Annotated in this window: 21 protein-coding genes and 1 pseudogene; 9 read left to right on the top strand and 13 right to left on the bottom strand. The window is 70.5% G+C overall.

Annotated elements, in window-relative coordinates; translation table 11 throughout:
- Positions 1-72: 72 nt before the first annotated feature.
- The 5 genes from GA0070624_RS17520 to GA0070624_RS17500 form a co-directional block, all read right to left on the bottom strand.
- Positions 73-1,269 (bottom strand): helix-turn-helix domain-containing protein, encoded by a 1,197-nt coding sequence (locus GA0070624_RS17520; protein ID WP_091342471.1) that lies wholly within the window; start codon positions 1,267-1,269, stop codon positions 73-75.
- A 360-nt stretch (positions 1,270-1,629) separates the two neighbouring features.
- Positions 1,630-3,447 carry an acyl-CoA dehydrogenase gene (locus GA0070624_RS17515; protein WP_091342468.1) on the bottom strand — a complete coding sequence of 606 codons (1,818 nt, stop codon included), beginning with the start codon at positions 3,445-3,447 and terminating at the stop codon, positions 1,630-1,632.
- A gap of 23 nt (positions 3,448-3,470) precedes the next feature.
- Positions 3,471-4,922 (bottom strand): ATP-binding protein, encoded by a 1,452-nt coding sequence (locus GA0070624_RS17510; protein WP_091342465.1) that lies wholly within the window; start codon positions 4,920-4,922, stop codon positions 3,471-3,473.
- A gap of 171 nt (positions 4,923-5,093) precedes the next feature.
- Positions 5,094-6,233: a fatty acid desaturase family protein gene (locus GA0070624_RS17505; protein WP_091342463.1), complete on the bottom strand. Its 1,140-nt coding sequence runs from the start codon at positions 6,231-6,233 to the stop codon at positions 5,094-5,096.
- Between the two features lie 13 nt (positions 6,234-6,246).
- Positions 6,247-7,335, bottom strand: coding sequence for a ferredoxin reductase (locus GA0070624_RS17500; RefSeq protein ID WP_091342460.1), 1,089 nt, complete (start codon positions 7,333-7,335; stop codon positions 6,247-6,249).
- 84 nt (positions 7,336-7,419) lie between these two features.
- On the opposite strand from GA0070624_RS17500, the gene GA0070624_RS17495 reads away from it, so the two are divergent.
- The 3 genes from GA0070624_RS17495 to GA0070624_RS17485 are packed head-to-tail and all read left to right on the top strand — an operon-like array spanning position 7,420 to position 9,586.
- Positions 7,420-8,646, top strand: a complete 1,227-nt coding sequence (locus GA0070624_RS17495) for a PucR family transcriptional regulator (protein ID WP_091342458.1) — start codon at positions 7,420-7,422, stop codon at positions 8,644-8,646.
- A 43-nt stretch (positions 8,647-8,689) separates the two neighbouring features.
- The gene (locus GA0070624_RS17490) at positions 8,690-9,148 is read left to right on the top strand and encodes a helix-turn-helix domain-containing protein (protein WP_091342456.1); all 459 of its coding nucleotides are present in this window, start codon (positions 8,690-8,692) and stop codon (positions 9,146-9,148) included.
- Between the two features lie 9 nt (positions 9,149-9,157).
- Entirely contained in the window at positions 9,158-9,586 is a 429-nt protein-coding gene (locus GA0070624_RS17485; RefSeq protein WP_091342453.1) for a VOC family protein, read from the top strand.
- A gap of 57 nt (positions 9,587-9,643) precedes the next feature.
- Here the strand turns inward: GA0070624_RS17485 and GA0070624_RS17480 are convergent, their stop codons facing one another.
- Together GA0070624_RS17480 and GA0070624_RS17475 are read right to left on the bottom strand one after the other, a co-directional pair.
- Complete coding sequence (locus GA0070624_RS17480) at positions 9,644-9,898, bottom strand: hypothetical protein (RefSeq protein WP_141715070.1); 255 nt, start codon at positions 9,896-9,898, stop codon at positions 9,644-9,646.
- Positions 9,895-10,689, bottom strand: a complete 795-nt coding sequence (locus GA0070624_RS17475; RefSeq protein ID WP_091342449.1) for an inositol monophosphatase family protein — start codon at positions 10,687-10,689, stop codon at positions 9,895-9,897. Before GA0070624_RS17475 ends, GA0070624_RS17480 begins: the two co-directional genes overlap by 4 nt.
- Positions 10,690-10,723: 34 nt before the next feature.
- On the opposite strand from GA0070624_RS17475, the gene GA0070624_RS17470 reads away from it, so the two are divergent.
- Entirely contained in the window at positions 10,724-11,158 is a 435-nt protein-coding gene (locus tag GA0070624_RS17470; protein ID WP_091342446.1) for a TIGR03668 family PPOX class F420-dependent oxidoreductase, read from the top strand.
- 30 nt (positions 11,159-11,188) lie between these two features.
- Here the strand turns inward: GA0070624_RS17470 and GA0070624_RS17465 are convergent, their stop codons facing one another.
- Together GA0070624_RS17465 and GA0070624_RS17460 are read right to left on the bottom strand one after the other, a co-directional pair.
- A complete protein-coding gene (locus GA0070624_RS17465) occupies positions 11,189-12,106 on the bottom strand; it encodes a TIGR03619 family F420-dependent LLM class oxidoreductase (protein WP_091342444.1) in 918 nt (305 codons plus the stop codon).
- 77 nt (positions 12,107-12,183) lie between these two features.
- A complete protein-coding gene (locus GA0070624_RS17460) occupies positions 12,184-13,218 on the bottom strand; it encodes an acyltransferase family protein (protein WP_245718847.1) in 1,035 nt (344 codons plus the stop codon).
- 470 nt (positions 13,219-13,688) lie between these two features.
- Between GA0070624_RS17460 and GA0070624_RS17455 the strand changes: the two genes are divergently transcribed.
- The 4 genes and pseudogenes from GA0070624_RS17455 to GA0070624_RS17440 all read left to right on the top strand — a co-directional run bounded on the left by GA0070624_RS17455 (position 13,689) and on the right by GA0070624_RS17440 (position 17,688).
- Positions 13,689-15,053: an ArnT family glycosyltransferase gene (locus GA0070624_RS17455; RefSeq protein WP_091342440.1), complete on the top strand. Its 1,365-nt coding sequence runs from the start codon at positions 13,689-13,691 to the stop codon at positions 15,051-15,053.
- Positions 15,054-15,098: 45 nt separating this feature from the next.
- A pseudogene (locus tag GA0070624_RS17450) lies at positions 15,099-15,443 on the top strand (HNH endonuclease family protein); the annotation flags it as partial.
- Positions 15,444-15,591: 148 nt separating this feature from the next.
- On the top strand, positions 15,592-16,182 hold the full coding sequence (locus GA0070624_RS17445; protein WP_218105188.1) for a cadmium resistance transporter: 591 nt from the start codon (positions 15,592-15,594) through the stop codon (positions 16,180-16,182).
- A 129-nt stretch (positions 16,183-16,311) separates the two neighbouring features.
- A complete protein-coding gene (locus tag GA0070624_RS17440) occupies positions 16,312-17,688 on the top strand; it encodes a transaminase (protein ID WP_091342438.1) in 1,377 nt (458 codons plus the stop codon).
- An 88-nt stretch (positions 17,689-17,776) separates the two neighbouring features.
- Here the strand turns inward: GA0070624_RS17440 and GA0070624_RS17435 are convergent, their stop codons facing one another.
- Positions 17,777-18,112 (bottom strand): hypothetical protein, encoded by a 336-nt coding sequence (locus GA0070624_RS17435; RefSeq protein ID WP_091342435.1) that lies wholly within the window; start codon positions 18,110-18,112, stop codon positions 17,777-17,779.
- 148 nt (positions 18,113-18,260) lie between these two features.
- Entirely contained in the window at positions 18,261-19,025 is a 765-nt protein-coding gene (locus GA0070624_RS17430; protein WP_091342433.1) for an SDR family oxidoreductase, read from the bottom strand.
- A gap of 99 nt (positions 19,026-19,124) precedes the next feature.
- Here GA0070624_RS17430 and GA0070624_RS17425 point away from each other — a divergent pair, with 99 nt between their 5' ends.
- Positions 19,125-19,979 carry a helix-turn-helix transcriptional regulator gene (locus GA0070624_RS17425; RefSeq protein ID WP_091342431.1) on the top strand — a complete coding sequence of 285 codons (855 nt, stop codon included), beginning with the start codon at positions 19,125-19,127 and terminating at the stop codon, positions 19,977-19,979.
- Positions 19,980-20,157: 178 nt separating this feature from the next.
- Here the strand turns inward: GA0070624_RS17425 and GA0070624_RS17420 are convergent, their stop codons facing one another.
- Complete coding sequence (locus tag GA0070624_RS17420) at positions 20,158-21,723, bottom strand: Rieske 2Fe-2S domain-containing protein (RefSeq protein ID WP_091342429.1); 1,566 nt, start codon at positions 21,721-21,723, stop codon at positions 20,158-20,160.
- A gap of 986 nt (positions 21,724-22,709) precedes the next feature.
- The gene (locus tag GA0070624_RS17410; RefSeq protein WP_091342427.1) at positions 22,710-23,300 is read right to left on the bottom strand and encodes an NADPH-dependent FMN reductase; all 591 of its coding nucleotides are present in this window, start codon (positions 23,298-23,300) and stop codon (positions 22,710-22,712) included.
- Positions 23,301-23,324: the final 24 nt, after the last annotated feature.

Raw genomic sequence — 23,324 nt, 5'->3', positions numbered from 1 at the left:
GCAGCCGCCAGTGACCCGGACGCTACGAGCGGTCACCAGCGGCGGCGGGGAGAGTTTGTACCCGAGGGAGCGCTACCCCGTCACTCCAATCGCGAGAGCCAACTCCCGCGCGTCCTCCCCGACCGTGCCCGGCCGGTTCGACAGCTCCAGGGCGACCGTACGGGCGTACGGATGGTGCCGCACCGTATCCACGCTCTCTCGCAGCGCCCGGCCGAGCAGGTGCATCGCCGCGACCTCGCCTCGATGCAGCAGGTGCGCCCGAGCGGCCTCGATCAGGGCGGCAGCCCGACGGGTGTGCGACGGCAGCGCTCGGTAGTCCGCCGTGTCGGCCCGACGGACGGCCTCACCAGCTCGACACAGGTCCGTCTCGATGGTGACCGCGTACGCCGCGCAGGCGGCCGGCCCGAACATCAGCCAGGGGTGGGCGTACCCGCTGCCGAGCCGGCTCGCGGCCCCGTCGGCGGCGTCCCACGCGCGCCATGCCTTTCCGGCCCGCCCGGCCTTGCTGTGCCCGAGCGCGATGCCGAGCTGCGCCTGCCCCCACCGCGCCAACTGTTCACCACTGGCAGCCGGGTCAACCAGGCCGGCGGCGTCGACGAGCACCTGCTCGGCGGCGTCGACCTGGTTCGCGCCACGGTAGACGTGGGCGTAGTACCAGGCGGCTACGGCGATCGCAGCGGGGTCGTCGGCGTCCTTGGCGGCGAGCATCGCCCGGTCGGCGGCGAGCCACACCAACTCGGGATACGGCTGGTGGGCCAGGTACAACTGCGCTAGGTGATAGACGCGCGCCAGCTCGACGAGCGCCTGCCGACGGGCCAGGCCGTCCAGCTGGCGGGCGCTGCGTTGCCCGTACGCCAGCAGCCCGGGAAGCACCGCGGCGACCGCCGAACGCTCGGCGGTCGATCGGTGCCACAGTGTCCACGCCTGGTCGACCAGGCCGCGCAGCACGTCGACCGGCGTCGGATCGCCTACCGGCACGGCAGTGCGCTGCATGGCGGCGGCGACGTTGTCGACGTCGGGGTGGCCGGCGCGGGTCACCGATGCCACCGGCAGGGACTGGTCGCCGGTCAGGTCCGCCAGGTCGGAGATGTCGAGCACCTCGGCCAGGCGAAGCAGCATGGGCAGGCGGGGTGGGGGGAGCCGGCCATTCTCCAGGGCTTTGACCCATTCGGCGCTACGGCCGACGAGTCCGCCGAGAACTGGACGCGTTTTCCCTGCACGTTCGCGGTGGGCGCGGAGGCGGGCACCAAAGGCCGTGGGGTCGGTCATCGTCGTCTCCCAGGTAGCGGTCTGGGCGGCGGGCCGCCGGCCGCTACTCCGGCGGGCCGCCACAGTCCGACGGTACTCGCGCGGCAGCCTCAGCACGCTCCGCCGCCTTGGTGTAGCCCAGCGAGGCACGGAAGCCCATGAAAGTCCTGATCGGAGCCAGGTCCGCCAGTTCCTCACCCGCCCGCCGGGACCAGCGATAGCTCGGCGGAGCCGCAGCCGCCGGAGTTGTGCCCGGATCAGCTCCACGGGCCGGTCCACCCATCGGCAACCTGCTGGCCGCTGAAAGCCGCCATCTACATCCGCCGAAGTGTAGGATCGCCGCACGCTCTCCCCGGGCAGGAGCATCGACCGGCAAGACGGTCAGAACCAGGTCTCGCGCATGTCCAGAATGGTCCGGTCCAGGCCGGACAGGAGGTCGAACTGCGGCCCGGTGCGGGGCAGCTCGTAGCGGAAGAAGTACCGGGCGGCCTGCCGCTTGCCGGCGAGGAAGTCGCCCTCCGGCCCGTCCGGCGAGCCGGCCGCCTCGACGGCGAGCAGCTGCTCCAGCCACATCCAGGCGATCACCACGTGCCCGACCGCCTCCAGGTAGACGCTGGCGTTGGCCAGCGCCAGCTCCGGATCGCCGGTGCCCCACAGCCGCCGGGTCACCGCGCCGACCCGGTCGAGCGCCGCGCCGAGCTGGACGGCCAGCTCTGCGGCCTCCCCCTCGGACTTCCGGGCCCGGGCGACCGTCGCGCCGATCGTCTCCAGCAGCAGCGCCAGCCCCGCGCCGCCCTGCCTGGTCACCTTCCGGCCGAGCAGGTCGAGCGCCTGGATGCCGTGGGTGCCCTCGTGGATCGGATTGAGCCGGTTGTCCCGCCAGTGCTGCTCGACGTCGTAGTCCCGGGTGTAGCCGTACCCGCCGTGCACCTGGATGGCCAGGTCGTTGGCGGCCAGGCACCACTGCGACGGCCAGCTCTTGGCGATCGGGGTGAGCAGGTCCAGCAGCAGGTGGGCGCGGGTCCGGTCGGCCTCGGCGGGGGCGGTCTTCTCCTCGTCCAACAGCCGGCCACAGTAGAGGATGAGGGCGAGCGCGCCCTCCACGTAGCTCTTCTGGGCCAGCAGCATGCGGCGGACGTCGGCGTGCGCGACGATCGGGACCTGCGGCGCGCTCGGGTCCTTGTCGGCGACCGGCCGCCCCTGCGGGCGCTGGCGGGCATACTGCAGCGACTTGAGGTAGCCGGTGTAGCCGAGGGCGGTGGCGCCGGCGCCGACGCCGATCCGCGCCTCGTTCATCATGTGGAACATCTGCGCCAACCCCTGGTGCGGCTCCCCGACCAGGTAGCCGACCGCCCCGGGCCGCCCGTACGGCTGGTGCGCCCCCTCGCCGAAGTTCAGCAGCGTGTTGGTGGTGCCCCGGTACCCCATCTTGTGGTTTAGGCCGACCAGCACCACGTCGTTGCGCGGGCCCATGGCGCCGTCGGCGTCGAGCAGCACCTTGGGCACGATGAACAGCGAGATGCCCTTGACCCCGGGCGGGCCACCGGGGATCCGGGCCAGCACCAGGTGGACGATGTTCTCGGCCAGCTCGTGGTCGCCCCCGGAGATCCACATCTTGGTGCCGACCAGCCGGTACGTCCCGTCGTCCTGCGGCTCGGCGCGGGTGGTGATGTCCGCCAGCGAGCTGCCGGCCTGCGGCTCGGAGAGGCACATGGTGCCGAAGAACCGCCCCTCGACCATCGGGCGGACCCAGGTGTCGATCTGCTCGGCGCTGCCGTGGGTCAGCAGCAGGTTGGCGTTGCCGAGGGTGAGGAAGGGGTACGCCGACGTGCCGATGTTGGCCGCCTGGAACCAGGCGAAGCAGGCCGCCGCGACCACGTGCGGCAGCTGCATCCCGCCGACCGACTCGTCCATGCCGGCGGCCAGCAGCCCGGTCTGCGCGAAGACGTCGAGGGCCGCCTTGACCTGCGGGATGGTGTGCACGCGCTGGCCGTCGAAGGTGGGTTCGGCGGCGTCCGCGGCCTTGTTGTGGGGGGCGAAGTGCTCGGCAGCCACCCGGGCGGAGAGGTCCAGCACGGCGTCGAACGTCTCCCGCGAGTGCTCGGCGTAGCGGGGCCGCTCGGTCAGCCGGGGCACGTCGAGCCAGTCGTAGAGCAGGAACGCCAGGTCGCGGCGGGACAACAGGGTGGACGGCGACACGGCTCTCCCTCCGTCGCGCCGGCTCAGCCTCGGCGCAGCCCGGCGACGGCCTCTCGCAGGTCATCCTGGCTGATCGGGCCGGCCGGCGCACCCTCGGTCGCCTCCCGCATCGCCTTGGCGAGCTGCACCCGGCGCAGCACCTCGCGCAGGTCCGCGCCGGTCAGGCCGGGGGTGAGCGCGGCCAGCTCGGCCGGGTCCACGTCGGCGGCGAACATCCGGAAGCCCGGTCGCTCGTGCCGCTGGATCAGCTCCCGGATCATCTTCGTGATGATCTCGGCCCGGCCGGACTCGTCGGGGGCAGGGATGGCGAGCTTGATGTCGAACCGTCCGGACCGGACCAGCGAGGCGTCGACCCGCTGCGGGAAGTTGGTGGTGGCCACCACGATGACGTCCGGGTTCTCCTCGAAGAGCGTGTTCATCTCCTGCTTGAAGATGCCCGCGACCGCGTTGACCGCCTGGCTGGCGGCGTCTCCGCCGGCCCCGGCGTAGCTGATGATGCTGTCGAACTCGTCGAAGAGCATCACGGTGGGCTGCCGGTAGCGGCGGGCCTCGCGGAAGATCTGCTTGATGTTGCGCTCGGAGCCGCCGAGATACTTGTCGAGGATCTCCGGGGTGCGGATCTCCCGGAAGTCCGCGCCGATCTCGTTGGCCAGGGCACGGGCCAGCATGGTCTTGCCGGTGCCGGGCGGGCCGTACATGAGGATGCCCTGCGGCCGGCGGGCGCCCCAGCGGGCCATCACCTGCGGGTGGCGGAACGACACCGCGATCTCCCGGAACCGGGCGACCACCTCGGCCAGCCCGCCCACCTGGTCCAGGGTCACCGCCTCGCTGCGCGGTACCGCCGCGGCCGCCGCCGGCTCCGGCCGCCGGCCCACCAGGTACGACCGCCCGCGCAGCGCGCCATCGCCGGCGAGCGCCCTGACCAGGTGCAGCACCAGGCCGACCACGGTCCGCAGATGGGCGGGGCTGGCCTCGTCGCTCGACACCGCCGCGCGCAGGGTCACCGACCGGCCGCCGTCGGGCGTCTCGTCGTACGTCAGCTCGGGGTGCAGGCCGCGCTCCTCGGCCTCGCGCAGCACCTCGCCGCCGGCCGGGTCGTCGGCGAGCGCGGTGGCGCCGGCCGAACGGAGCCCGAGCCGGCGGGACGCCTCGGCGAGCACGCCGTTGGCGGTCGGATCGGCGGTGGCGAGGCGGCGGGCGAGCAGAATGCCGGCCGGGCCGGCGACGCCGAGAGCGAGCAGGCCGATGCTGCGGCCCGCGGCGGTACGAATCTCGGCGTCGAACCGGTGCGTGCCGTCCTCGCCGCGCACCGTCAGCCGCGCCTCGCGGACGGGCGCGGGGAAGGTGGCGTCGGTGAGCAGCTCGACCGGGCCGGCGCCGGCGGCGGCGAGCAACCCGGCGGCGTCGACGAGCGTGACCCGGGCGCCGAACAGGTCGAAGCTGTCGGTGCCCGGTCGGAGGTCGTACCCCGTCATGCGACCACGTCCCTCGGTACGGCGGTGACCTCCCCGAAGTCTGCCAGCCACCCCCGAGACCTGCCACCAGTCGCCGGCCGAGCCCCGGTCGGGATGGCGCCCGGGCCTGGACCGACCCTCGCCGTCCATCCGGGCCGGGACGCGGTCCGCCGGCACGGCCGCTGACGCGGGTCAGGCCGGGCTGGAGGAGACCAGCGCCGGCGCGACCGGCTCGGCGCCCTTGCGGCGGCGGTTCGGCAGGGAGAGCCGGATGACCTTCCACCAGGCGGAGGCGACCTGCTTGGGCAGCGGACCGGTGGTGTACTTCAGCCCGTACCGGTCGAAGAGCGCGCGGACCTGCGGGGCGATCTCCTGGTAGCGGTTGCTCGGCAGGTCGGGGAAGAGGTGGTGCTCGATCTGGAAGGACAGGTTGCCGGTCATGATGTGCATCAGCTTGCTGCCGCTGATGTTGGCCGACCCGAGCATCTGCCGCAGGTACCACTCGCCCTTAGTTTCGCCCTCGATGGACTGCTTCTCGAAGGTCTCCACGCCGTTCGGGAAGTGCCCGCACATGATCACGGAGTGGCTCCACAGGTTCCGGATCAGGTTCGCGGTGAAGGTGGCGGCCAGGGTGCTGAGGAACGACGGGCCGGACAGCAGCGGGTGGACGAGGTAGTCCTTGAGAACCTGACGACGGATCTTGCGGCCGACCGCCCGGGCGCGGGCCCGGAACTCCGGGGTCTTGTGCCGGCCCTCGCGCAGGTTGTGGCCCAGCTCCAGGTCGTACGCGGCGATGCCGTACTGGAAGAAGCAGGCGTTGATCAGGTTCCACAGCGGCTGGCCGAGGTGGACCGGGTGCCAGGGCTGGTCCTCGTCGACGCGCATGATCCCGTACCCGAGGTCGTTGTCCTTGCCGACCACGTTTGTGTACCGGTGGTGCAGCTGGTTGTGCGAGTGCTGCCACTGGTCGGGCGGGGAGACGTGGTCCCAGTCCCAGGTGGTGGAGTGGATCTTCGGGTCGCGCATCCAGTCCCACTGCCCGTGCAGGACGTTGTGACCGATCTCCATGTTGTCCAGAATCTTCGCCACCGCGAGGCCGGCGGTGCCCACGATCCAGGCCGGCGGGAAGAACGAGAAGAGCAGCACCGCGCGGCTGCTCAGCTCCAGCGTCCGATGGGTCTTGATCACCTTGCGGATGTAGCGGGCGTCCCGCTCCCCCCGGTCGGCGATCACCCGGTCCCGGATGGCGTCCAGCTCCTTACCGATGATCTCGATGTCCTCGGCGCTGAGGTGGGCGATCGGATTGACGGCCTTCTTCTGGATCACGGTCACGTCCGGCCTCCTGTCAGAGTTCGATGTCGCAGGTACCGGCCGCCGCCGACACGCAGGTCTGGATGAGTACGCCGTCGCCGGGGACGGCGGTGGTGAGGTCGCCGTTGCGCAGGTCCCGGACGGCGCCCTGGCGCAGCGGGACGACACAGCCGAAGCAGATCCCCATCCGGCAGCCGGAGGGCATCAGCACGCCGGCGTTCTCGCCCGCGTCGAGGATCGGGGTCGCGCCGTCGGCATCGACGGTCACCCCGGAACCGGTGAACGTCACCGTGCCGCCTTCCCCGGGCGAGATCACGGTCGGCCGGAACCGCTCGGTGTGCAACCGGTCGGCGCGCCCCCGGGAGGCCCAGTGCGCCTCGACCGCGTCGAGCATGCCGACCGGCCCGCAGGCCCAGGTCTCCCGGTCGAGGTGGTCGGGCACCAGGTCGTCGAGCTCGTGCACCCCTAGCAGCCCGTCGGTCTCGGTGTGCCGCTCGACCAGCCGCAACCCACCGGTCGCGGCGAGCGTCCGCAGCTCCGTGCCGAAGATGACGTCGTCCCGGGCGGGCGCGGAGTGCACCAGCACCACGTCGGCCCGGGTGTGCAGGCCCGCGCGCAGCATCGCCATGACCGGGGTGATGCCGCTGCCCGCGGTGAGGAAGAGCACCCGCTCGGGGGTGGCGTCCGGCAGGACGAAGTCTCCCTGGGCCTGGTCGAGCTGGACGATCGTCCCGGGTCGGACCCGGCGGACCAGGTGGTTGCTGACCTTGCCGTCCGGGATCGCCTTGGCCGTCACCGTGATCCGGCCGTCCGCGGCGCCGGGGACCGAGGTGACGGAGTACGCGCGCCACTGCCGCACCCCGTCGACGTCCACGCCGAGGCGCACGTACTGCCCCGGGGTATGCCCCCGCCACCCGCGCCCGGGCTGGATGACCACGGTCGCCGCGTCGCGGGTCTCCGGCCGTACGGCGACGACCCGGCCGCGTAGGGCGGCCCCCGCGCGCAGCGGCGCGACGAGATCGAGGTAGTCCCCGGGCAGCAGCGGGGTGGTGACCGTCTCGGCCAGGCGCAGCAGCCTGTCCCGGAAGGAGACCTTCGGAGGACGCGGGACAGTTGCGGTCATATGACCAGGGTGGTCACCTGATCGCATAACATCTTGACCGGCAAAGGTGAATCAGCCGCAGGTTTTTGTTCGAGGAGAACAACGATGTTGGACCAGTCCGGGACGACCCGCCGCGCCGCCCGGCTCGAACTGGACGAACGGGTGGCGACCCGGCTGCGCGACCGCCTCCCGGTGGTCGCGGAGCGGACGGTCAGCGCGATCACCGCCGAGGTGCCCGGCTACTCCGGCGCGCTCACCGGCGCGATGCGCGAGAAGATCGAGAACGCGGTGCGCCTCGCGCTCGGCACGTTTCTGCAGCTCATCGAGAAGGCCCAGTCCTCCGACCCGAGCACGCCGCTCACCCCGGCGCTGGAGGCCGCGTACGCGCTCGGCAGCGGGGAGGCGCGCTCCGGCCGGAGCATGGACGCGCTGCTGGCCGCGTACCGGATCGGGGCCCGGGTGGCCTGGCGGGAGGTCTCCACCACCACCGTGCAGGCCGGGCTGGCCGCCGAGACCGTCGCCGAGTTCGCCGAGCTGATGTTCGCGTACATCGACGAACTCTCCGCCGCCAGCGTGGCCGGGCACGCCGACGAGCTGGCCAGCGCCGGCCGGGTCCGACGCCGCTACCTGGAACGGCTCATCGAGCAGCTGCTCGCCGGCGAGCCGGAGGACACCCTGCGGCTCAGCGCCGAGCGGGCGGACTGGCCACCGCCGCAGACGCTGACCGTCGTCCTGCTGCCGCGCAGCAACCTGCGCGCGGTGCTGGCGCTGCTCAGCCCGCACACCCTCGAGAGCGGGGAGGACCTGCCCGGGGTCGACCTCGCCGAGGAGATGGCGGTGCTGCTGGTGCCGGACATGCACGGCGGCTGCCGGCGGCAACTCGCCCGGGTGCTGCACGGACACCGGGCGGTCCTCGGGCCGGCCCGCCCGTGGAGCCGGGTGGGCGGGTCCTACGAGCGGGCCACCCGGGCGCTGGCGCTCGGGCTCGGCCGACGGGACGCCGATGCGCCGGTGGACACCGAGCAGCACCTCGCCGAGCTGGTGCTCAGCATGGACCCGGAGGGGCTGGCCGACCTGCGCGCCCAGGCGCTGCAGCCGCTGGCTTCGCTACCGCCGGCCACCGCGCACCGGCTCGCCGAGACGCTGCGCTCCTGGCTGCTGCATCAGGGCCGGCGCGACGACGTGGCGGCCGAACTCTTCGTGCATCCGCAGACCGTCCGCTACCGGATGGGCAAGCTGCGGGAGCTGTACGGCGACCGCCTGCACGACCCGGCCACCGTCCTCGCCCTGACCCTCGCCCTGGCGATGCCCCCGGCCGCCCTCGAGGGCTGAGCCGGTCAGCCCGGGCCGACGGCCTGTCCTAGGCTCGGTGTTGATGAGCGCACCGCCCCGCCGGGCCCCGGGTGACCTGCTGGTTCATCTCCGCCGGGCCCGTGACCACATCGACCGCCACTACGCCGAGCCGCTGGACCTCGCGGCGGTAGCCGCGGTTGCCGGCATCAGCAAGTACCACTTCCAGCGGCTCTTCACCGCCACGTACGGCGTCTCCCCGGCCGCGCATCTCTCCCGCCGGCGGGTGGAACGGGCACAGGACCTGCTGCGCGCCACCAACCTCACCGTCACCGAGGTCTGCCACGCCGTGGGCTTCGCCAGCCTCGGCTCGTTCAGCAGCCGGTTCCGCGAGCTGGTCGGGGAGACGCCGAGGGATTTCCAGCGCCGCTGGGCCGTCACCGGCGCACCCCGCATACCAGGCTGTTTCGTCTTCATGTGGGGGCTGGCCGAACGGCGCGGCTTCGCAACCGAGGAGAAGCCGGACTCCCCCGCAGGTGCCTAGCCTGGTCGCATGATTGCCAACATCTCGATCGTCAGCGTGTTCGTGAAGGACATCGACGCCGCGAAGGCGTTCTACCTCGACGTGCTCGGCTTCGCCGAGCACACCGACATCACCCTCGGGGACGGCTACCGCTGGTGCACCGTCAAGCACCCGAGCCAGCCGGAGCTGCAGGTCCACCTGACCATCCCCGGTCCACCGTTCTCGCCGGAGTTCGTGGACGCCTTGCGGCGGGAGCAGGACGGGGGCGGCATGTTCGGCCTCGGTCTGGCCGTGGACGACTGCCGCAAAACCTACGAGGACCTGCGGGCCAAGGGGGTGGAGTTCCTCCAGGAGCCGGCCGAGCGCCCGTACGGCGTGGAGGCACTCGCCCGCGACAACTCCGGCAACTGGTTGGTGCTGGTCGAACAACGGGAGTTCACCCCGGCCGACTTCAGCTGATCGACTCGGGGCGGTGCCGGGCCACCGAGCAGCCTGGCACCCCCCCGACGTCGCCCGTCACGCGATCCAGCCGAGCCACGCGCCGCCGGCGGAGACCACCGTCAACCAGATCAGCACCGCGGCCAGCGGTACCAACGGCACCAGCGCCGGCCGCCGACGCAGCAACTGGATCGCCACCACCAGCAGCACCGCCCAGACCACCAGGAGCCCGGCGACCGCCCAGGCCGGAGCCACCAGCCCGCTGGCCGCGTACCAGAAGGCCAGGGCCAGGTGTGCGATCAGCCCGAGCCATCCCACCACGCGCGTCGTCATCCGGTTAGAAACTGACTCGCGATCAGGGCCAGCAAGGTCGCGTGCGTCTCCTGGTCCGCCGCGACGAGGAGCCCGCCGGCGCCGGTGTGCAGCGGCTGCCCCTGGATGCCGGTCACCACGCATCCGGCCGCCTGGCACAGGGCGATCCCGCTGGCGAAGTGCACGCTGTCCCGCAGGTGGCCGTCGGTCACGTACGCGGCGCGCCGCCCGGCGGCGACCCAGGCCACCGCCAGGGTTGTCGAGACCACGCGCGGCCGGAACCGCTCGACGAACTCGGGGTTCGCGAGCAGTCGGACGGCCCGGAACGCGGGACTGTTCGGAAACGGCGGGTCGAGATTCACGTCCACCAGCCGCGAATCGGCCGACGGCACGAGTTCGGAGTCCACGCCGTGGCGGCGGACGTACGCGTGGCCGCCTTCCGCCCAGAACACCTCCTCGGCGAAGGGGTCGGCGGAGGCCGCCACCGTGATGTCGGAGCCCGTCCGCAGGGCGACGTTCACCGCGACCAGCGGGGTTCGCGCGGCGTAGTTCAGGGTGCCGCACAACGGGTCGACCAGCCAGGTGCGGTCGGCTGCCCCCGTACGTCCGCTCTCCTCCGCGATGACGGCGTCGCCGGGTCGCGCGGTCCGAAGAACGTCGAGGACGGCCCTCTCCGCGTCGATGTCGGCGGCGGTGGCGAAGTCCCCCGCGGACTTCTCGAAGCGGGTCAGCGACGCGCCGTACGCGGCGCGCACCACCCCGGCGCCGGCCTCCGCCGCGCGGATGACCAGATCGCGATCCGTGATCACCATGCGTGGAGGATAAGGGCTCGGCTACCGTCGGCCTGTGCCCGCCAACGAACTCCGGCGTCGGGTCGGGTCGGCCCGGGTGGCCCGGCTGGCCACGGTCGGGTCCGACGGTCGTCCACATCTGGTGGCGGTCACGTTCGTCCTGCTCGGCGACGTCGTCTACCACGCCGTCGACGAGAAGCCCAAGCGTCACCGGCGGCTACGCCGGCTGGAGAACATCCGGGCGACGGGACAGGCCTGCCTGCTCATCGACGAGTACGACGAAGACTGGTCGAAGCTGTGGTGGGTCCGGCTGGACGGACACGGCCGGCTGGTCGAAGACCCGGCGGAGGAGGCCGCGGCCCGGGCCGCGCTGGCCGCCAAGTATCCGCAGTATGTAGAGCGGCCACCGGGCGGGCCGGTCGTCGCGGTCACGGTGACCCACTGGTCGGCCTGGGCGGCGGCGGAAGGAGCACTGGATCCGGCCGGGTGAGCCACCACGAAGGCTCTGTCCCGCGCCGTCCTAGGTCAAGGAGGTCGGGGCGAGGGCGTCAAGCACCTCGTCGGCACGTCGCAGCGACGCCTGCGCGTCCGCGCGGGGTGAGCCGATCTCCGGATCGAAGTTGAGGTCGACGAACACCTCCGTGATGCCGGCCTCGGCGAGTCTGCCGAAATCCGACCGGATCTGCTCGAGCGTGCCGGTGAGCGGTTCGCGATCGGCCGGGCCGCCTCGGCGTACCCGGACGGCGCCCCGGCAGACGAACCGCAACGAGCCCGGATCGCGGCCGGCGCTCTCCGCGGCGGCCTTGACCGCCGCGACCGCCTCGCCGATGCGCTTCAGGTCGGCCTGGCTGCCACTGACCCAGCCGTCGGCGAGCCGACCCGCCCGGCTCAGCGCCTGCGGCGCCTGGCCACCGAGCAGGATCGGCGGATGCGGTCGCTGCACCGGCTTCGGCTCCATCCGCGTCGGCGGGACCCGGTAGAACTCGCCGCGATGCTCGGTGACGTCGTCCTGCCACAGGCTGCGCAGAACGGCGATGAACTCGGCAGCCCGCTGGCCCCGCCGATGCCTGCTCGCCCCCGTGGCCTGGTACTCCTCGTCCGCCCAGCCCAGACCGAGCCCGACGTCGAGCCGTCCGCCGGAGAGGATGTCGAGGGTCGCGGTCTGCTTGGCCAGCAGCACCGGGGAAAGGAACGGCATGTTGAGCACCGCGACGCCGAGCCGGATCCGCGTGGTGTGGGCCGCGAGGAACGCCAGCGTGGTCACCGGGTCCTGAACGCTGTGGTACGTCTCGCTCCAGCCGAGGTCGGCAGGCACCAACAGACGTTGGAACGTCCACAGCGAGTGGTAGCCGAGCAGCTCGGCGCGGCGGGCGATGTGGATCATGTTTTCCGGCGTGGCCCATGAGCCGGAGACGGGCGGGGCGAATCCAACCTCCACGCCGGCACCGTACCGAGTTCTGCCCGGGTCCGCCGCTACAACCGCGCCATCGTCGCTGGGAAGGCATTCCTCCCGTGCTACCGAGGCGCGGTGCCGCGACCAGGCTGGAGAAGACGCCTCGACCGCGCCAGAACAGGTGCGTCGAGTGAGCTGAACGCCCTGGCGAGCGCCGGACGCATACGCCGCGCCATGGGACGCTCCACGAACCGATGGATGCACCACGCCGCGGCCAGCATGAACGCGACAAGTCCGAGCCGAAGCGGCAGATACGGCAGGTCAGCCAACTTCGCGAGGATGGTCCAGCCGACGTACTGGTGGATCAGGTAGAGCGGATACGTGAGCGCCCCGGCCACGCTCAGCCACTTCCAGTCCACCCGCAGCCAGCCCAGTGCCACGGCCGCCATCAGCGCGAAGAACAGGGCCAACAGCAGGCCCGCGGGCCAGGCCGGCAGGTCGGAACGCCCCGCGATCTTGTTGGTATGGGCGGTGAGCGCGAGGATGTGGTTCTCGCTGATCAGGAAGCAGACCGCGACGATCCCCCACAGCAGCACGTTCTGGCCGTACCGGTGGATCAGGAAGAACGCGATACCGGCGACGAAGTACGGCGCCCACTCGGAGACGAACACGGTGTTCGCGATGCCCGGCGTCTTCATCGTGAGCACGGCGCCCAAGAGCCAGACAACGCAGAACGCGACAGCGCGCCGGTACGTCACGCCGAACCACACGACGAGCGAGAACAGCAGGTAGAACCGCAGTTCCGCCCAGAGCGTCCAGTAGACGCCGTCCACCGACCGCACCCCCAGGCCGCCTTGCAGCATGGTCACGTTGACGGCGATCTCGCCGATGGTCGGCGCCCTGCGGACGTGCCAGATCAGCAGGAATGCGCTCGTGAGCAGCACGCCGAACCAGTACGCGGGGAACAGTCGGACGATCCGCGACGTCGCGAACTGGCCGACCGTGTGACCCATGCCGCTCATGCAGATGACGAATCCACTGATCAGGAAGAACAGTTGGACACCGAGCCATCCGTACGCGCTCGGCATGGAGGCGAAGCCGAAATAGTGGTACATCACGACCATGAGCGCGGCGATGAGGCGCAAACCGTCAAGCACCCGGATCCGAGGACGTCCCGGCTTGTGCTCCCGGCCCGGCCCAGGTGCCACGTCGGCGGTCGGGGCCGTTCGAGCGACGGCATCGTCTCGAAGCGAGTCCTGGCCGCTTACGTGGGTCGGGTACGCAGTCAGGCTCACTGAACTCCTCGCTCCGGCAAGATTCGCTCCGCGCTGGTCGCCAGAGCGTGAGCGGGGGATGTTACCGATCATGGACTGAGCCGCGCCACCCGCCTCTGCCGTGAGGCGAACCGCGTTCAGGTACGACCAACGCAGTCTTGCCTCCGTGCGAGGTGCTCCCAGGCGTGATGAGGACCGGAGCGGGTAAGCCGCCACTCCGCTGACCGCCCCTACCCGGGGCGGAGTCGAGGAGGGGAGGATGACGCCGCATCGGCCCTGACCGGCGCAGCCCCGCCACCCGCCGGGCGGCAGGAGCGATCCTGGCCTGTGCGCTGGTCGCCGCCCTGCTCCGCATGCCCTTCCTCTGGGCCGGGCTCGGCATGGACGAAGGGGGCTACGCGCACGTCGTGCAGCAGTGGTCCCGGGGGGCCCGGCTGTACGGGGAGGCATGGCTGGACCGTCCCCAGGGGCTGCTGCTGACGTACCGGATCCTGCTCTGGGTCAATGACGACGGCTGGACCATCCGGCTGGGTGCGGTGCTCGCCGGGCTGGCCATCACGGTGCTGGTCGGACTGATCGGCTGGCTCCTCGTGGGTCGTCGGGCGGGGGTCACGGCAGCCGGGCTGTACGCCGTGGTCGGGGTCGCCCCGAACATCGAGGGCTTCACCCTCAACGGGGAACTGCTCGCCAGCGCCCCGGCAACCCTGGCCGTGGCCGCCGCCCTGCTCTGGCACCGGTACCGATCAGCGGGTTGGCTCGTCACGGCCGGCCTCGCGGCGGGCGTCGCCACCACGATGAAGCCGTCCGGCCTGGACGGGATCGCCGCCGGTCTGGTTGTGGTCCTCCTGGGTACGCGGCCCGGTCGGGTGGCCGGGTCGCCTCCGGCGCTCTTCCTTAGCGCGTCCGCCGTACCGGTCGGGTTGTCCGCCCTGCACGGCTGGCACCTCGGCTGGCACGAGTACTGGACGGCGCTCGCCGGCTACCAGTTCGCCGCGATGGGTGGCCCCGTCGCCGGGCCCGGTGCCCGCTGGGCGGACTTCACGAGCAGTCTCGGCCCCGCCGCCCGGGACCTGGCGGTGGTGGCGGCGGCGGCCGGCGTCGGGCTCCGCCGGCTGCGCGGCTCGCGGTCGGCGAGGCGGGTCCTGCTGGCCTGGCTCGGCGGCGCAGCCCTGGGGGTGAACCTCGGTGGCTCGTACTGGCCGCACTACTACCTGCAGCTGCTCCCGCCGCTCACCGTGCTGGCCGCAGCCGCGATCGCCACCATCCGCCGGCCCCGGCTGCGTACCACGGCAGCCGTGACGGCCGTGCTGCCCCAGCTGGTCTGGTTGGCCGCACTGGTGCCGGCCACCCCCGACCAGCGGCAGCATCGGATCCCCTACTACGGCCTCGCCCGCCGGGACGAGCGGATCGCCGCGGTCATCCGCACCGAGACCTCCCCAGAGGACCGGATCTTCGTACTCGTCTCGGAGAGCAACATCTACTTCCTCGCACAGCGGACGACCGACTACCCGTACCTCTGGGGCAAGCCGATCGAGAAGATCCCGGACGCGCTGCCCCGCCTGCGCGGCATGCTCGACGGCCCGGACCGCCCGGCACTGGTCGTGCTGAACAGCGACCCCGGGAAGGTGGACAGGTCCGGTGAGTTGGGCCGGATCCTCGCCTCGCACTACCGCACCGGGCGGATGGTGGACGGGGTGCCCCTGCTGACCGCCGCCTAGTCAGACCGTCACCGGTCAGCGGCCTACTCGTACTACGACAACGCCTACTGGACCCTGACCAGCGACCTCGACATCGACCACATGGTCCCCCTCGCCGAGGCCTGGGACTCCGGGGCGCGCAACTGGACCACCAGCCGTCGCCAGGCCTACGCAAACGACCTCGGCGACAGCCGTCCCCTGGCTGCCGTCACCGACAACGTCAACCAGGGCGACCAGGACCCCGCAACCTGGATGCCCCCGTACGCTTCCGCCCGCTGCCGGTACATCAAGGAATGGGTCGCCACCAAGATCCGGTGGCGACTGACCGTCGACAGCGAAGAGAAGAACGCCCTGACGACCTGGGCCAACAACTGCCCGAGCACCACCATCTCCGTCACCTACGCCTACTGATCCGGTACGCACTCCGGCCGGCCCGCCAGGTTGACGGGCCGGCCGCCACTTCTCCTCTGCTGCCGTTGCCGTAGGGAGCCCAGGCCGGCACCGGTTGACTCGTCCTCGATCAGCGGCCGACGGCGCTTCCTGTTTAAGCTGCTCAACCGTGGCAGATCTGGGCGGCACGCTCGCTACCGCGGTGGGGCTGTTCGCCGGCACCAACGTTGACGACATCATCGTGTTGACGGTGCTGTTCCTGTCCGCGCGGGCATCCGGACGGCCTCGCCCGTGGCAGGTGTGGGCTGGCCAGTACGCCGGCATCGCGGTGCTGATCGCGGTCTCCGCCGTCACCGCCCTCGGGTTGACGATCGTGCCGGACCGGTGGGTGGGCTTCCTCGGCCTGGTTCCTTTCGCGCTGGGGGTGCGTGGCCTCGTCCGCGCCATCCGGGCCCGTAACGAGGACGAACCACCGGACCCCGCGGTCGCCACCGGTCTGCTGTCGGTGGCCGGCGTGACCATCGCCAACGGGGCCGACAACATCTCGGTCTACACGCCCGTGTTCCGCACGATCGGCCTCACCAACAGCCTCATCACCGTCGCCGTCTTCGCCGTCGGCGTCGCCGTGTGGTGTCTCGCCGGATCGTGGCTGGGCTCGCACAGGAAGGTCATCGAGGTAGTCCAACGCTTTGGGCACTGGATCGTGCCCGCCGTGTTCATGGTCATCGGCGCGGTCATCGTGATCGAGGCCGGGAGATAGCCGTCCGGCGTACCGGTCGACTCGCTGCTTGCCTGCGTGCTTCGACTCCTCCCTTGTACGTCCTGGGCATAGCAGGAATCAGTCGTGCAGGCACTAGCTGGAGGATCATTTCGTTGGTACGGTCGCCCGATGCCGACGGATTTCGAAGCCGACCGGATCGACCGCGCCCGCCTCAGCAGGCTGTTGGAGCGGGAGCGGGCCAGGTTCGTCGACCGGCACCCCCGGTCGGCGACCGCGTACGCCGGCGCCGAGCACCTGTTCGGCAGGGTGCCGATGACCTGGATGAACAAGAATGCGGCCGGTTTCCCGGTGTACGTCGATCGGGCCCGCGGCGCCCGGCTCACCGACATCGACGGGCACGACTACATCGACTTCTGTCTGGGCGACACCGCTGCCATGGCCGGGCACTCCCCCGCCCCGGTCGTCGCCGCGGTCAGCCGACGACTAGCCGACCTCGGCGGGGCGAGCACCATGCTGCCCACCGAGGAGGCGGCGACGGTCGGGGCCGAGCTGAGCCGTCGCTTCGGGCTGCCGGCCTGGAGCTTCACCCTGACCGCCACTGACGCCAACCGGTGGGCCATCCGAATGCTGCGCGCTGTCACCGGCCGGCCGCGTGTCCTGGTCAACAGCTACTGCTACCACGGCTCGGTGGACGAGTCGCTGATCGTGCTCGGGCCGGACGGGCGCCCCCGCAGCCGCGAAGGCAACGTCGGCGCCCCCTGCGACGTGACCCTGACCAGCCGGGTCGCCGAGTTCAACGATCTCGACGGGCTGGCCCGCGAACTCGCCCACGGGGACGTCGCCGCGGTGCTGATGGAGCCGGCGCTGACCAACATCGGCATCGTCCTGCCGGAACCCGGCTACCTCGACGGGGTCCGCGCGCTCACCCGACAGCACGGCACCTACCTCATCAACGACGAGACGCACACCTTCTCCGCCGGACCTGGCGGCGCGACGGGCGCGTGGGGCCTGTCACCGGACGTGGTCACGATCGGCAAGGCCATCGGCGGCGGAGTACCGGTCGGCGCGTACGGCCTGTCTGCCGAACTCGCCGCCGCCTTGACGGGCCGGGCGGACCTCGACCTGGTGGACATGGGCGGGGTGGGAGGCACGCTCGCCGGCAACCCGATGTCGATCGCCGCCACCCGAGCCACCCTGCAGGAGGTCCTCACCGACGACGCGTTCGCCGGCATGATCGAGGTGGCGACCGCCTTCGCCGAGGGCATCCGCAAAATCATCGAGGGGTACGCGCTGCCCTGGTCGGTGAGCCAGCTCGGCGCGCGGGTGGAGTACCGCTTCGCCACTCCGGCACCCCGCACCGGCACCGCATCGGCCGCCTGCGCCGACCCCGACCTGGAGGACTACCTGCACGTCTACCTGGTCAACCGGGGCATCTTGCTGACCCCGTTCCACAACATGGCGCTGATGTGCCCGCAGACCACCGTCGACGACGTCGCCCGGCACCACGAGGTCTTCACCGACGCGCTCGGCGAGCTGCTGGGGTGAGTGCCTGGCGCTTTCACCTGAGATGTGGGCGTCTCGACCCTGACACGACTTGGCGTTGAACCGGCTGGTCCCGCAGCGTCCGAGGTGATCACCTCGAGGTCGGGGTCCCCAGAAGCGCGTCACGGAGGATCACAGCGTTGATCGCGGTGCTGAGGTGTGTCCGCTGCATGAATCCCTGAACCGCAAGGACCTGCGTCATCTGGTTCAAGATGAGCCGGGTCGCGACGGAGTCGATCAAAGCGAGCGGCAACGCCAGCAGAAACGCTACCAACGCTGACTCACCTCCCAGGCTTCTGACCGCCGCCGTGAAGATGAATGCAAACACACCTATGAACCCTCGGCGGCTCCACAATGCCCAGGGGTACAGCGGCAGCCCGCGCAGGTAGCTGCGCTGTTCATCCGTCAACTTACCGTTGGCGATCATGCGTCCCTACGTGTCCGTCCTCGGGCCACGAAGTTTAGGTGCTGCTGCTCAGCTGGCGGTGAGCGGTAGCGCCAGCTTTCTCGCCGCCTCCAGGCAGGCCCTGCCGGCGACGCGGCGTCATCCCGCGTCGCCGGCAGGTTGGCCTAGGCTATTTCCCGTGCGGGTCGGACGCGTTGAGCGTCGCGACGACCTGGTCGTAGTCGCCGCGCGCCTCGCCGTAGCGCAGGAACTTCACGCGCTCGACCTGGATCTCCTTCGCGTCAGGCTGCGACTCAAGTAGGGCGACGACCTCCGCCACGAACTCGTCGAGCGGCATCGCGAACTCGCTGTTCTCCTGCCCGGGCAGCAGCGAGGTGCGGACGGCCGGCGGCTCGAGCTCCACGATCTTCACCGTCGTGTCGGCGAGCTGCAGCCGGATCGACTCGCTGAGCATGTGGATCGCGGCCTTCGACGCGTTGTAGCTCGGCGTGACCTTGAGCGGCGCGAACGCGAGGCCCGACGAGACCGTGACGATCGTGGCGTCCGGCTGCGCCTGCAGGTGCTCGATGAACGCGGCGATAAGGCGGATCGGGCCGAGCACGTTGGTGGTCACCACCGATTCGGCCGAGGCGAGGAAGGACTCGGGCTCGTGCCAGTCCTCGATCCGCATGATGCCGGCCATCGTGACGAGGACGTTGAGGTCCGGGTGCTTCGCAAGCACCTCCTTCGCGGCGAAGTCGATGCTCGCGGCATCCGTCGTGTCGATCTGCACGGTGTCGATGCCAGGGTGCTCTGCGGCGATCCGCTCGAGCAGTTCGGCCCGCCGGCCGCCGACGACGACCGTGTTACCCCTGGCCTGCAGCTCGAGTGCGAGGGCGAGGCCGATGCCGCTCGTGGAGCCGGGGATGAAAATGGTGTTTCCGGAGATATTCATGCTTCGAGTCTGGCCAGTCGGCCGGGGCGGGTGCAGAGAGCGCTCATCGGGGGATCCGCAGTCCCTGGTTGGCGCCGGGCGCGGGCGGATACTGGGCTCATGGACCGAGCAGCACTGGCGGCCTTCCTGCGCCGCCGCCGCGAGGCGCTGCAGCCCGAGGACATCGGGCTGCCCGCGGGCGCGCGCCGCCGGGCCCCGGGGCTCAGGCGGGAGGAGGTCGCGGCCCTCGCCGCGATGTCGACCGACTACTACACCCGGCTGGAGCAGCAGCGCGGCCCGCAGCCGAGCGAGCAGATGCTCGCGTCGCTCGCCCGGGCGCTGCGGCTGACCGGCGGCGAGCGCGACTACCTGTTCCAGATTGCCGGGCGCAACGCCCCCTCATCCGTGTCGGCCGCGACGCACGTCGCCCCCGCGTTGCTGAGAGTGCTGGACCGCCTCGATGACACCCCGGCGCTCGTCCTGTCCAACCTCGGGGAGACGCTCGTGCAGAACCGGATGGCTGAGGCCCTGTTCGGCGACAAGTCGGGCTACACGGGCCTCGCCCGCAGCGAGATCTACCGCTGGTTCACAGATCCCTCGGAGCGGCTGCGCTACCCCGAGGACGACCGCGACCGGCAGAGCCGGGCCCAGGTCGCGAACCTGCGCGCCGCCTACGGGTCGATGGGCCCGCAGTCGCGGGCCGGCGAGCTCGTGCGGGCGCTGCAGAAGGCGAGCGCGGAGTTTGCCGAGCTGTGGGAACGGCACGAGGTAGCCAAGCGCTTCGAGGACCACAAGACGCTCATCCACCCCCAGCTCGGCGCGATCGAGCTCGACTGCCAGGCGCTGTTCACCGAGGATCAGTCCCAGGCGCTGCTGGTGCTCACCGCGCCACCGCGCACCGAGGGCTACGAGAAGCTGCAGCTGCTCGGCGTGCTGGGGCATGAGCGCTTCCCCGCCGACGCGCGGCCCCGCTAGCGCCAGTGTCGAAGTCGGCGGTGGTGCGGTGCGGAAGTCCGGCGCGTCGGTTCCGTCGCTGGCAGCGCGACGGGACCTGGGCGAAGATCTTGACCATGTTGCAGGTCCTGCGTCCGGCGCATCGGCGGCGCGAGGTCCGTCGACCTCGGGACGTGCTCGGGCACGCCGGCCACGTGCATCAGGAGTCTTCCAGCCCGATCGCCTCGATCGTGTGGGGACTCGTGTCGGCCTGGCCACCGTCGAGCAGATCGAACCGCCAGCCGTGCCTCGCGCATACGAGATACCGGTCCTCCTCGATCCAGCCCTGGGCCAGATCGGCTCCTTGATGCGGGCAGAACCTGTTGACGGAGTACCGGCACCCCTGGGCCTCGACGATGATCCGCTCGGTACTTGCTTCCAGATCGAGCAGGCGCGCGCAGAAGTGGTTGAGATCCTCGGACTCCATGATGAGGAAGCCGTGAACGAGGGTTTGGTAGACGTCCGGTTCGCGGCTCAGGCGCATCCGGAACGTCAGTGAGAAGTCTTCCCAGCTCAGCCGCCCGTCAAGCACCCGCTCGATCTCCCACGACGGGGCTGACATCGAATAGTAGTTGTCCTTTTCGTCGATTGTGTCGACCGGATCGACGTACCGGCCGCGGAAATCAACCCGGAGGAGCTTCCGTGGGCGGTCAAGGAGCCCTACGTACAGGATCCTGTCGATCCGCTCCCGTAGCGTGAACGCATCGAGCTTGCGCTCGAGTTCCCCCTGCAGGCGCTTCAGGACAAGGTCACTGCGGCCGGGTGCGTCGACGTAGCGGCGCGTACGGAAGAAGCCCTCGTACCGGGCGATGTATGCCCGCATGTAGCTCTCGTAGTTGTCCTCGTTCACCCGATCGGGGGCCAGCTGGACCAGGGAGGCCGTGGCCACGTCGACGACGTCCCCCGGCATGATGTCGGGGATCTCAGCCTGGTGCGACCTCCGGAGCCTTTTGTCGAGATAGGACAGGAACCGGGGGGCACGTGGGAAGATGTTCACCTCCTCGAAGTTGAGATGGGACAGCAGGGGGTCGAGGAAAACCGCCGGACCTGCTGACGGCAGAAACATCCGAGGCTCGACGGCTTCGATCGCCTTCGCCGTGGCCTCGAACTTGCTCATCATCTTCTTGCGCGAGATCCTGCGGTAGGTCTCCTCCGAGTACTCGTAGCAGGTGGGATGCCACGTCGCTCCCGAGAACTGGCACGCGAAGACGTCGATGTCGCCCGCGTTCTGCCGGATCTCCGGCAGGCGGTCGTGGATCTTGCAGTCGTTCATGTTGAGGAAGCTGTGGCCATCGGCCGTCACGAGGATCGCGGAGTCGCGGTCCAACTCGGAGTCGTCCAGATAGAGCGTCACACTGCCGCCGGCAATCGGGATCTCCTGACGGTCGTGGCAGGCGATGAGGCCGTTGCACTGGTAATCCGCCAGCAGTTCACGGATCGCCGGACGGCGGTAGTGCGGAACGATGAGCGTGAAGTCCCGCGCCGCGAGGCTGTTCAGGAACGGCAGATCGAAGTGGTCCTTGTGCTCGTGGCTGATGTAGAGGTACCGGTGCTTCGTCGTGTCCTGGAGCTTTTCCTGAACGAGAGCGGCGAGATGATGATTGCAAGGGAACTGGAACCACCCCGAGTCGAAAGCTCCGGTCGGGGACATCCAGGGATCCATGACGACAATCGACTGAGAAGTCTCCACGCAGAACCCGGCATGCCCGAGATAAGTGATCTGCATCCGTTGCCGCTCCGTTCGACCTGTCATAGCTGTTCCCACGCCGTTGACCAGCCTGTCGTTCCCGGGGATCGACCCGCCTAGGAAGGGGTCTGTTCGCTGGTCAGGCGCTTCGTGCGAGCTGACGGACCGGCCTCGTGGTCGCCCAGGCTTCGGCGACGAAGCGTACTGCACCATGCGCGTAGATTATGCGGCTTTAGACGTTTTGGGGTTGCGGGGCGAGTCGCCTCGCGCCGAGCCATGATCAACAAGGCTGGCGGACGTGTTACCGCACACCGAGTCAGCGCCGCCGGCGTCGGCGGCAATCCCCAGTCGGTGATCCGCGCCGCCCGGTGCGGCCACTCCCTGATGCTCGCGATCATCGGCGGCCCGCGAGGAGTTCTTCCCCGCTACCAGCAGGTCATCCGCCGGGTCGCCCCGGACCCGTGGCTTCGCCGTCCCGACCCGGGGGTCCTTCCTGTACGAGGTCGGGCCGCACGGTTCGCTTTACGTCGGATCGCCCGAGACCGTGGCGCAGAAGATCGCCGCGAACCTCACCGTGCTCGGCGCGAACCGCTTCGAGATGAAGTACGGCATGGGCGGCCTTTCGCATTAGCCCTCATGACCACCATCGAGCTCTACGGCACCCAGGTCATCCCGCGCGTCCGGAGTTGCTGAGCTGACGGGGCTCCGGTCCCGCCGACGGTACAGCCCGGCGGGACCGTCTCAACCGGAACCGGAGATGGCCGCGGGATCTTCCCGCGGCCATCTCCGTGCGCTCATGCCCTGCGGACCGCAAGCAAGCGGCCGATCGGCCCCCGCCCGAGCCTCCGCCTCAGCGTCGACCATGACAAGACGCCCTGTTCTCCGCCCCGGACAGGACAATCGCCGCCGCCTGCGCCAGCCGGAGCAGGCTCGCTGGGTGCGCGCTAAATCCTGCGCCTCGCGTTCGCCAGGCAGATGATCACGACCACGACCGAGGATCCCGGCGTCGACAGCGCTGCGCTCGGCTACGTACCGGACTGGGCCGTCGCCATCGTCGAGCCAGCCCGGAGTGTTGCCAACGCGCCGCTCCAGGCCGCCAACTGGTCGAGCATCGTGTTCACCGCACCCTCCTGATGGGCGCCGGGCTTGAAGACGCTGAAGTTCTCGAAGTCGGTGAAGAGCGAGAGTGCCACCTGCGCCCGTACGTCTGCCATCTGCAACTCGGCCGCCACCAGGCGCAGGTGCTCCACCGCCCGGGTGCCGCCGACGCTGCCATAGCTGACGAACCCGGCCGCCTTGTTGTTCCACTCGGCGTAGAGGAAGTCGATCGCGTTCTTCAGCGCCCCGGACGTGGAGTGGTTGTACTCCGGCGTGACGAAGACGTACCCGTCGAACGAGGCGATCTTGTCGGCCCACCGCAGGGTGTGCGGCTGGGTGTACTGCCCGAGCGACGGGGGCGCCATCTCGTCCAGGTGCGGCAGGTTGAAGTCCTTGATGTCGACAAGTTCGTACTCGGCGTCGCCGCGCTTGGTGGCGATGTCGTGTACCCAGCGTGCCACCGCCTCACCGTTACGGCCCGGACGGGTGCTGCCGATGATGATGCCAATCCTGGTCATTGCCGCCCTTCCTTCCGCGTCCCG

Origin of the sequence: Micromonospora rhizosphaerae (assembly GCF_900091465.1) — a bacterium.
GTDB lineage: Bacteria > Actinomycetota > Actinomycetes > Mycobacteriales > Micromonosporaceae > Micromonospora > Micromonospora rhizosphaerae.
The sequence above is the reverse complement of the archived record's forward strand: the minus strand, read 5'-3'. Positions and strand labels throughout refer to the sequence as shown.

Excerpts from the sequence above, each read along its gene's own strand:
- GA0070624_RS17455 (WP_091342440.1), top strand. The coding sequence starts at position 13,689 with ATGCCCTTCCTCTGGGCCGGGCTCGGCATGGACGAAGGGGGCTACGCG.
- GA0070624_RS17480 (WP_141715070.1), bottom strand. The coding sequence starts at position 9,898 with ATGACGACGCGCGTGGTGGGATGGCTCGGGCTGATCGCACACCTGGCC.
- GA0070624_RS17500 (WP_091342460.1), bottom strand. The coding sequence starts at position 7,335 with ATGACCGCAACTGTCCCGCGTCCTCCGAAGGTCTCCTTCCGGGACAGG.
- GA0070624_RS17410 (WP_091342427.1), bottom strand. The coding sequence starts at position 23,300 with ATGACCAGGATTGGCATCATCATCGGCAGCACCCGTCCGGGCCGTAAC.
- GA0070624_RS17475 (WP_091342449.1), bottom strand. The coding sequence starts at position 10,689 with ATGGTGATCACGGATCGCGATCTGGTCATCCGCGCGGCGGAGGCCGGC.
- GA0070624_RS17425 (WP_091342431.1), top strand. The coding sequence starts at position 19,125 with ATGGACCGAGCAGCACTGGCGGCCTTCCTGCGCCGCCGCCGCGAGGCG.
- GA0070624_RS17435 (WP_091342435.1), bottom strand. The coding sequence starts at position 18,112 with ATGATCGCCAACGGTAAGTTGACGGATGAACAGCGCAGCTACCTGCGC.
- GA0070624_RS17490 (WP_091342456.1), top strand. The coding sequence starts at position 8,690 with ATGAGCGCACCGCCCCGCCGGGCCCCGGGTGACCTGCTGGTTCATCTC.
- GA0070624_RS17485 (WP_091342453.1), top strand. The coding sequence starts at position 9,158 with ATGATTGCCAACATCTCGATCGTCAGCGTGTTCGTGAAGGACATCGAC.
- GA0070624_RS17495 (WP_091342458.1), top strand. The coding sequence starts at position 7,420 with ATGTTGGACCAGTCCGGGACGACCCGCCGCGCCGCCCGGCTCGAACTG.
- GA0070624_RS17430 (WP_091342433.1), bottom strand. The coding sequence starts at position 19,025 with ATGAATATCTCCGGAAACACCATTTTCATCCCCGGCTCCACGAGCGGC.
- GA0070624_RS17420 (WP_091342429.1), bottom strand. The coding sequence starts at position 21,723 with ATGCAGATCACTTATCTCGGGCATGCCGGGTTCTGCGTGGAGACTTCT.
- GA0070624_RS17520 (WP_091342471.1), bottom strand. The coding sequence starts at position 1,269 with ATGACCGACCCCACGGCCTTTGGTGCCCGCCTCCGCGCCCACCGCGAA.
- GA0070624_RS17510 (WP_091342465.1), bottom strand. The coding sequence starts at position 4,922 with ATGACGGGGTACGACCTCCGACCGGGCACCGACAGCTTCGACCTGTTC.
- GA0070624_RS17440 (WP_091342438.1), top strand. The coding sequence starts at position 16,312 with ATGCCGACGGATTTCGAAGCCGACCGGATCGACCGCGCCCGCCTCAGC.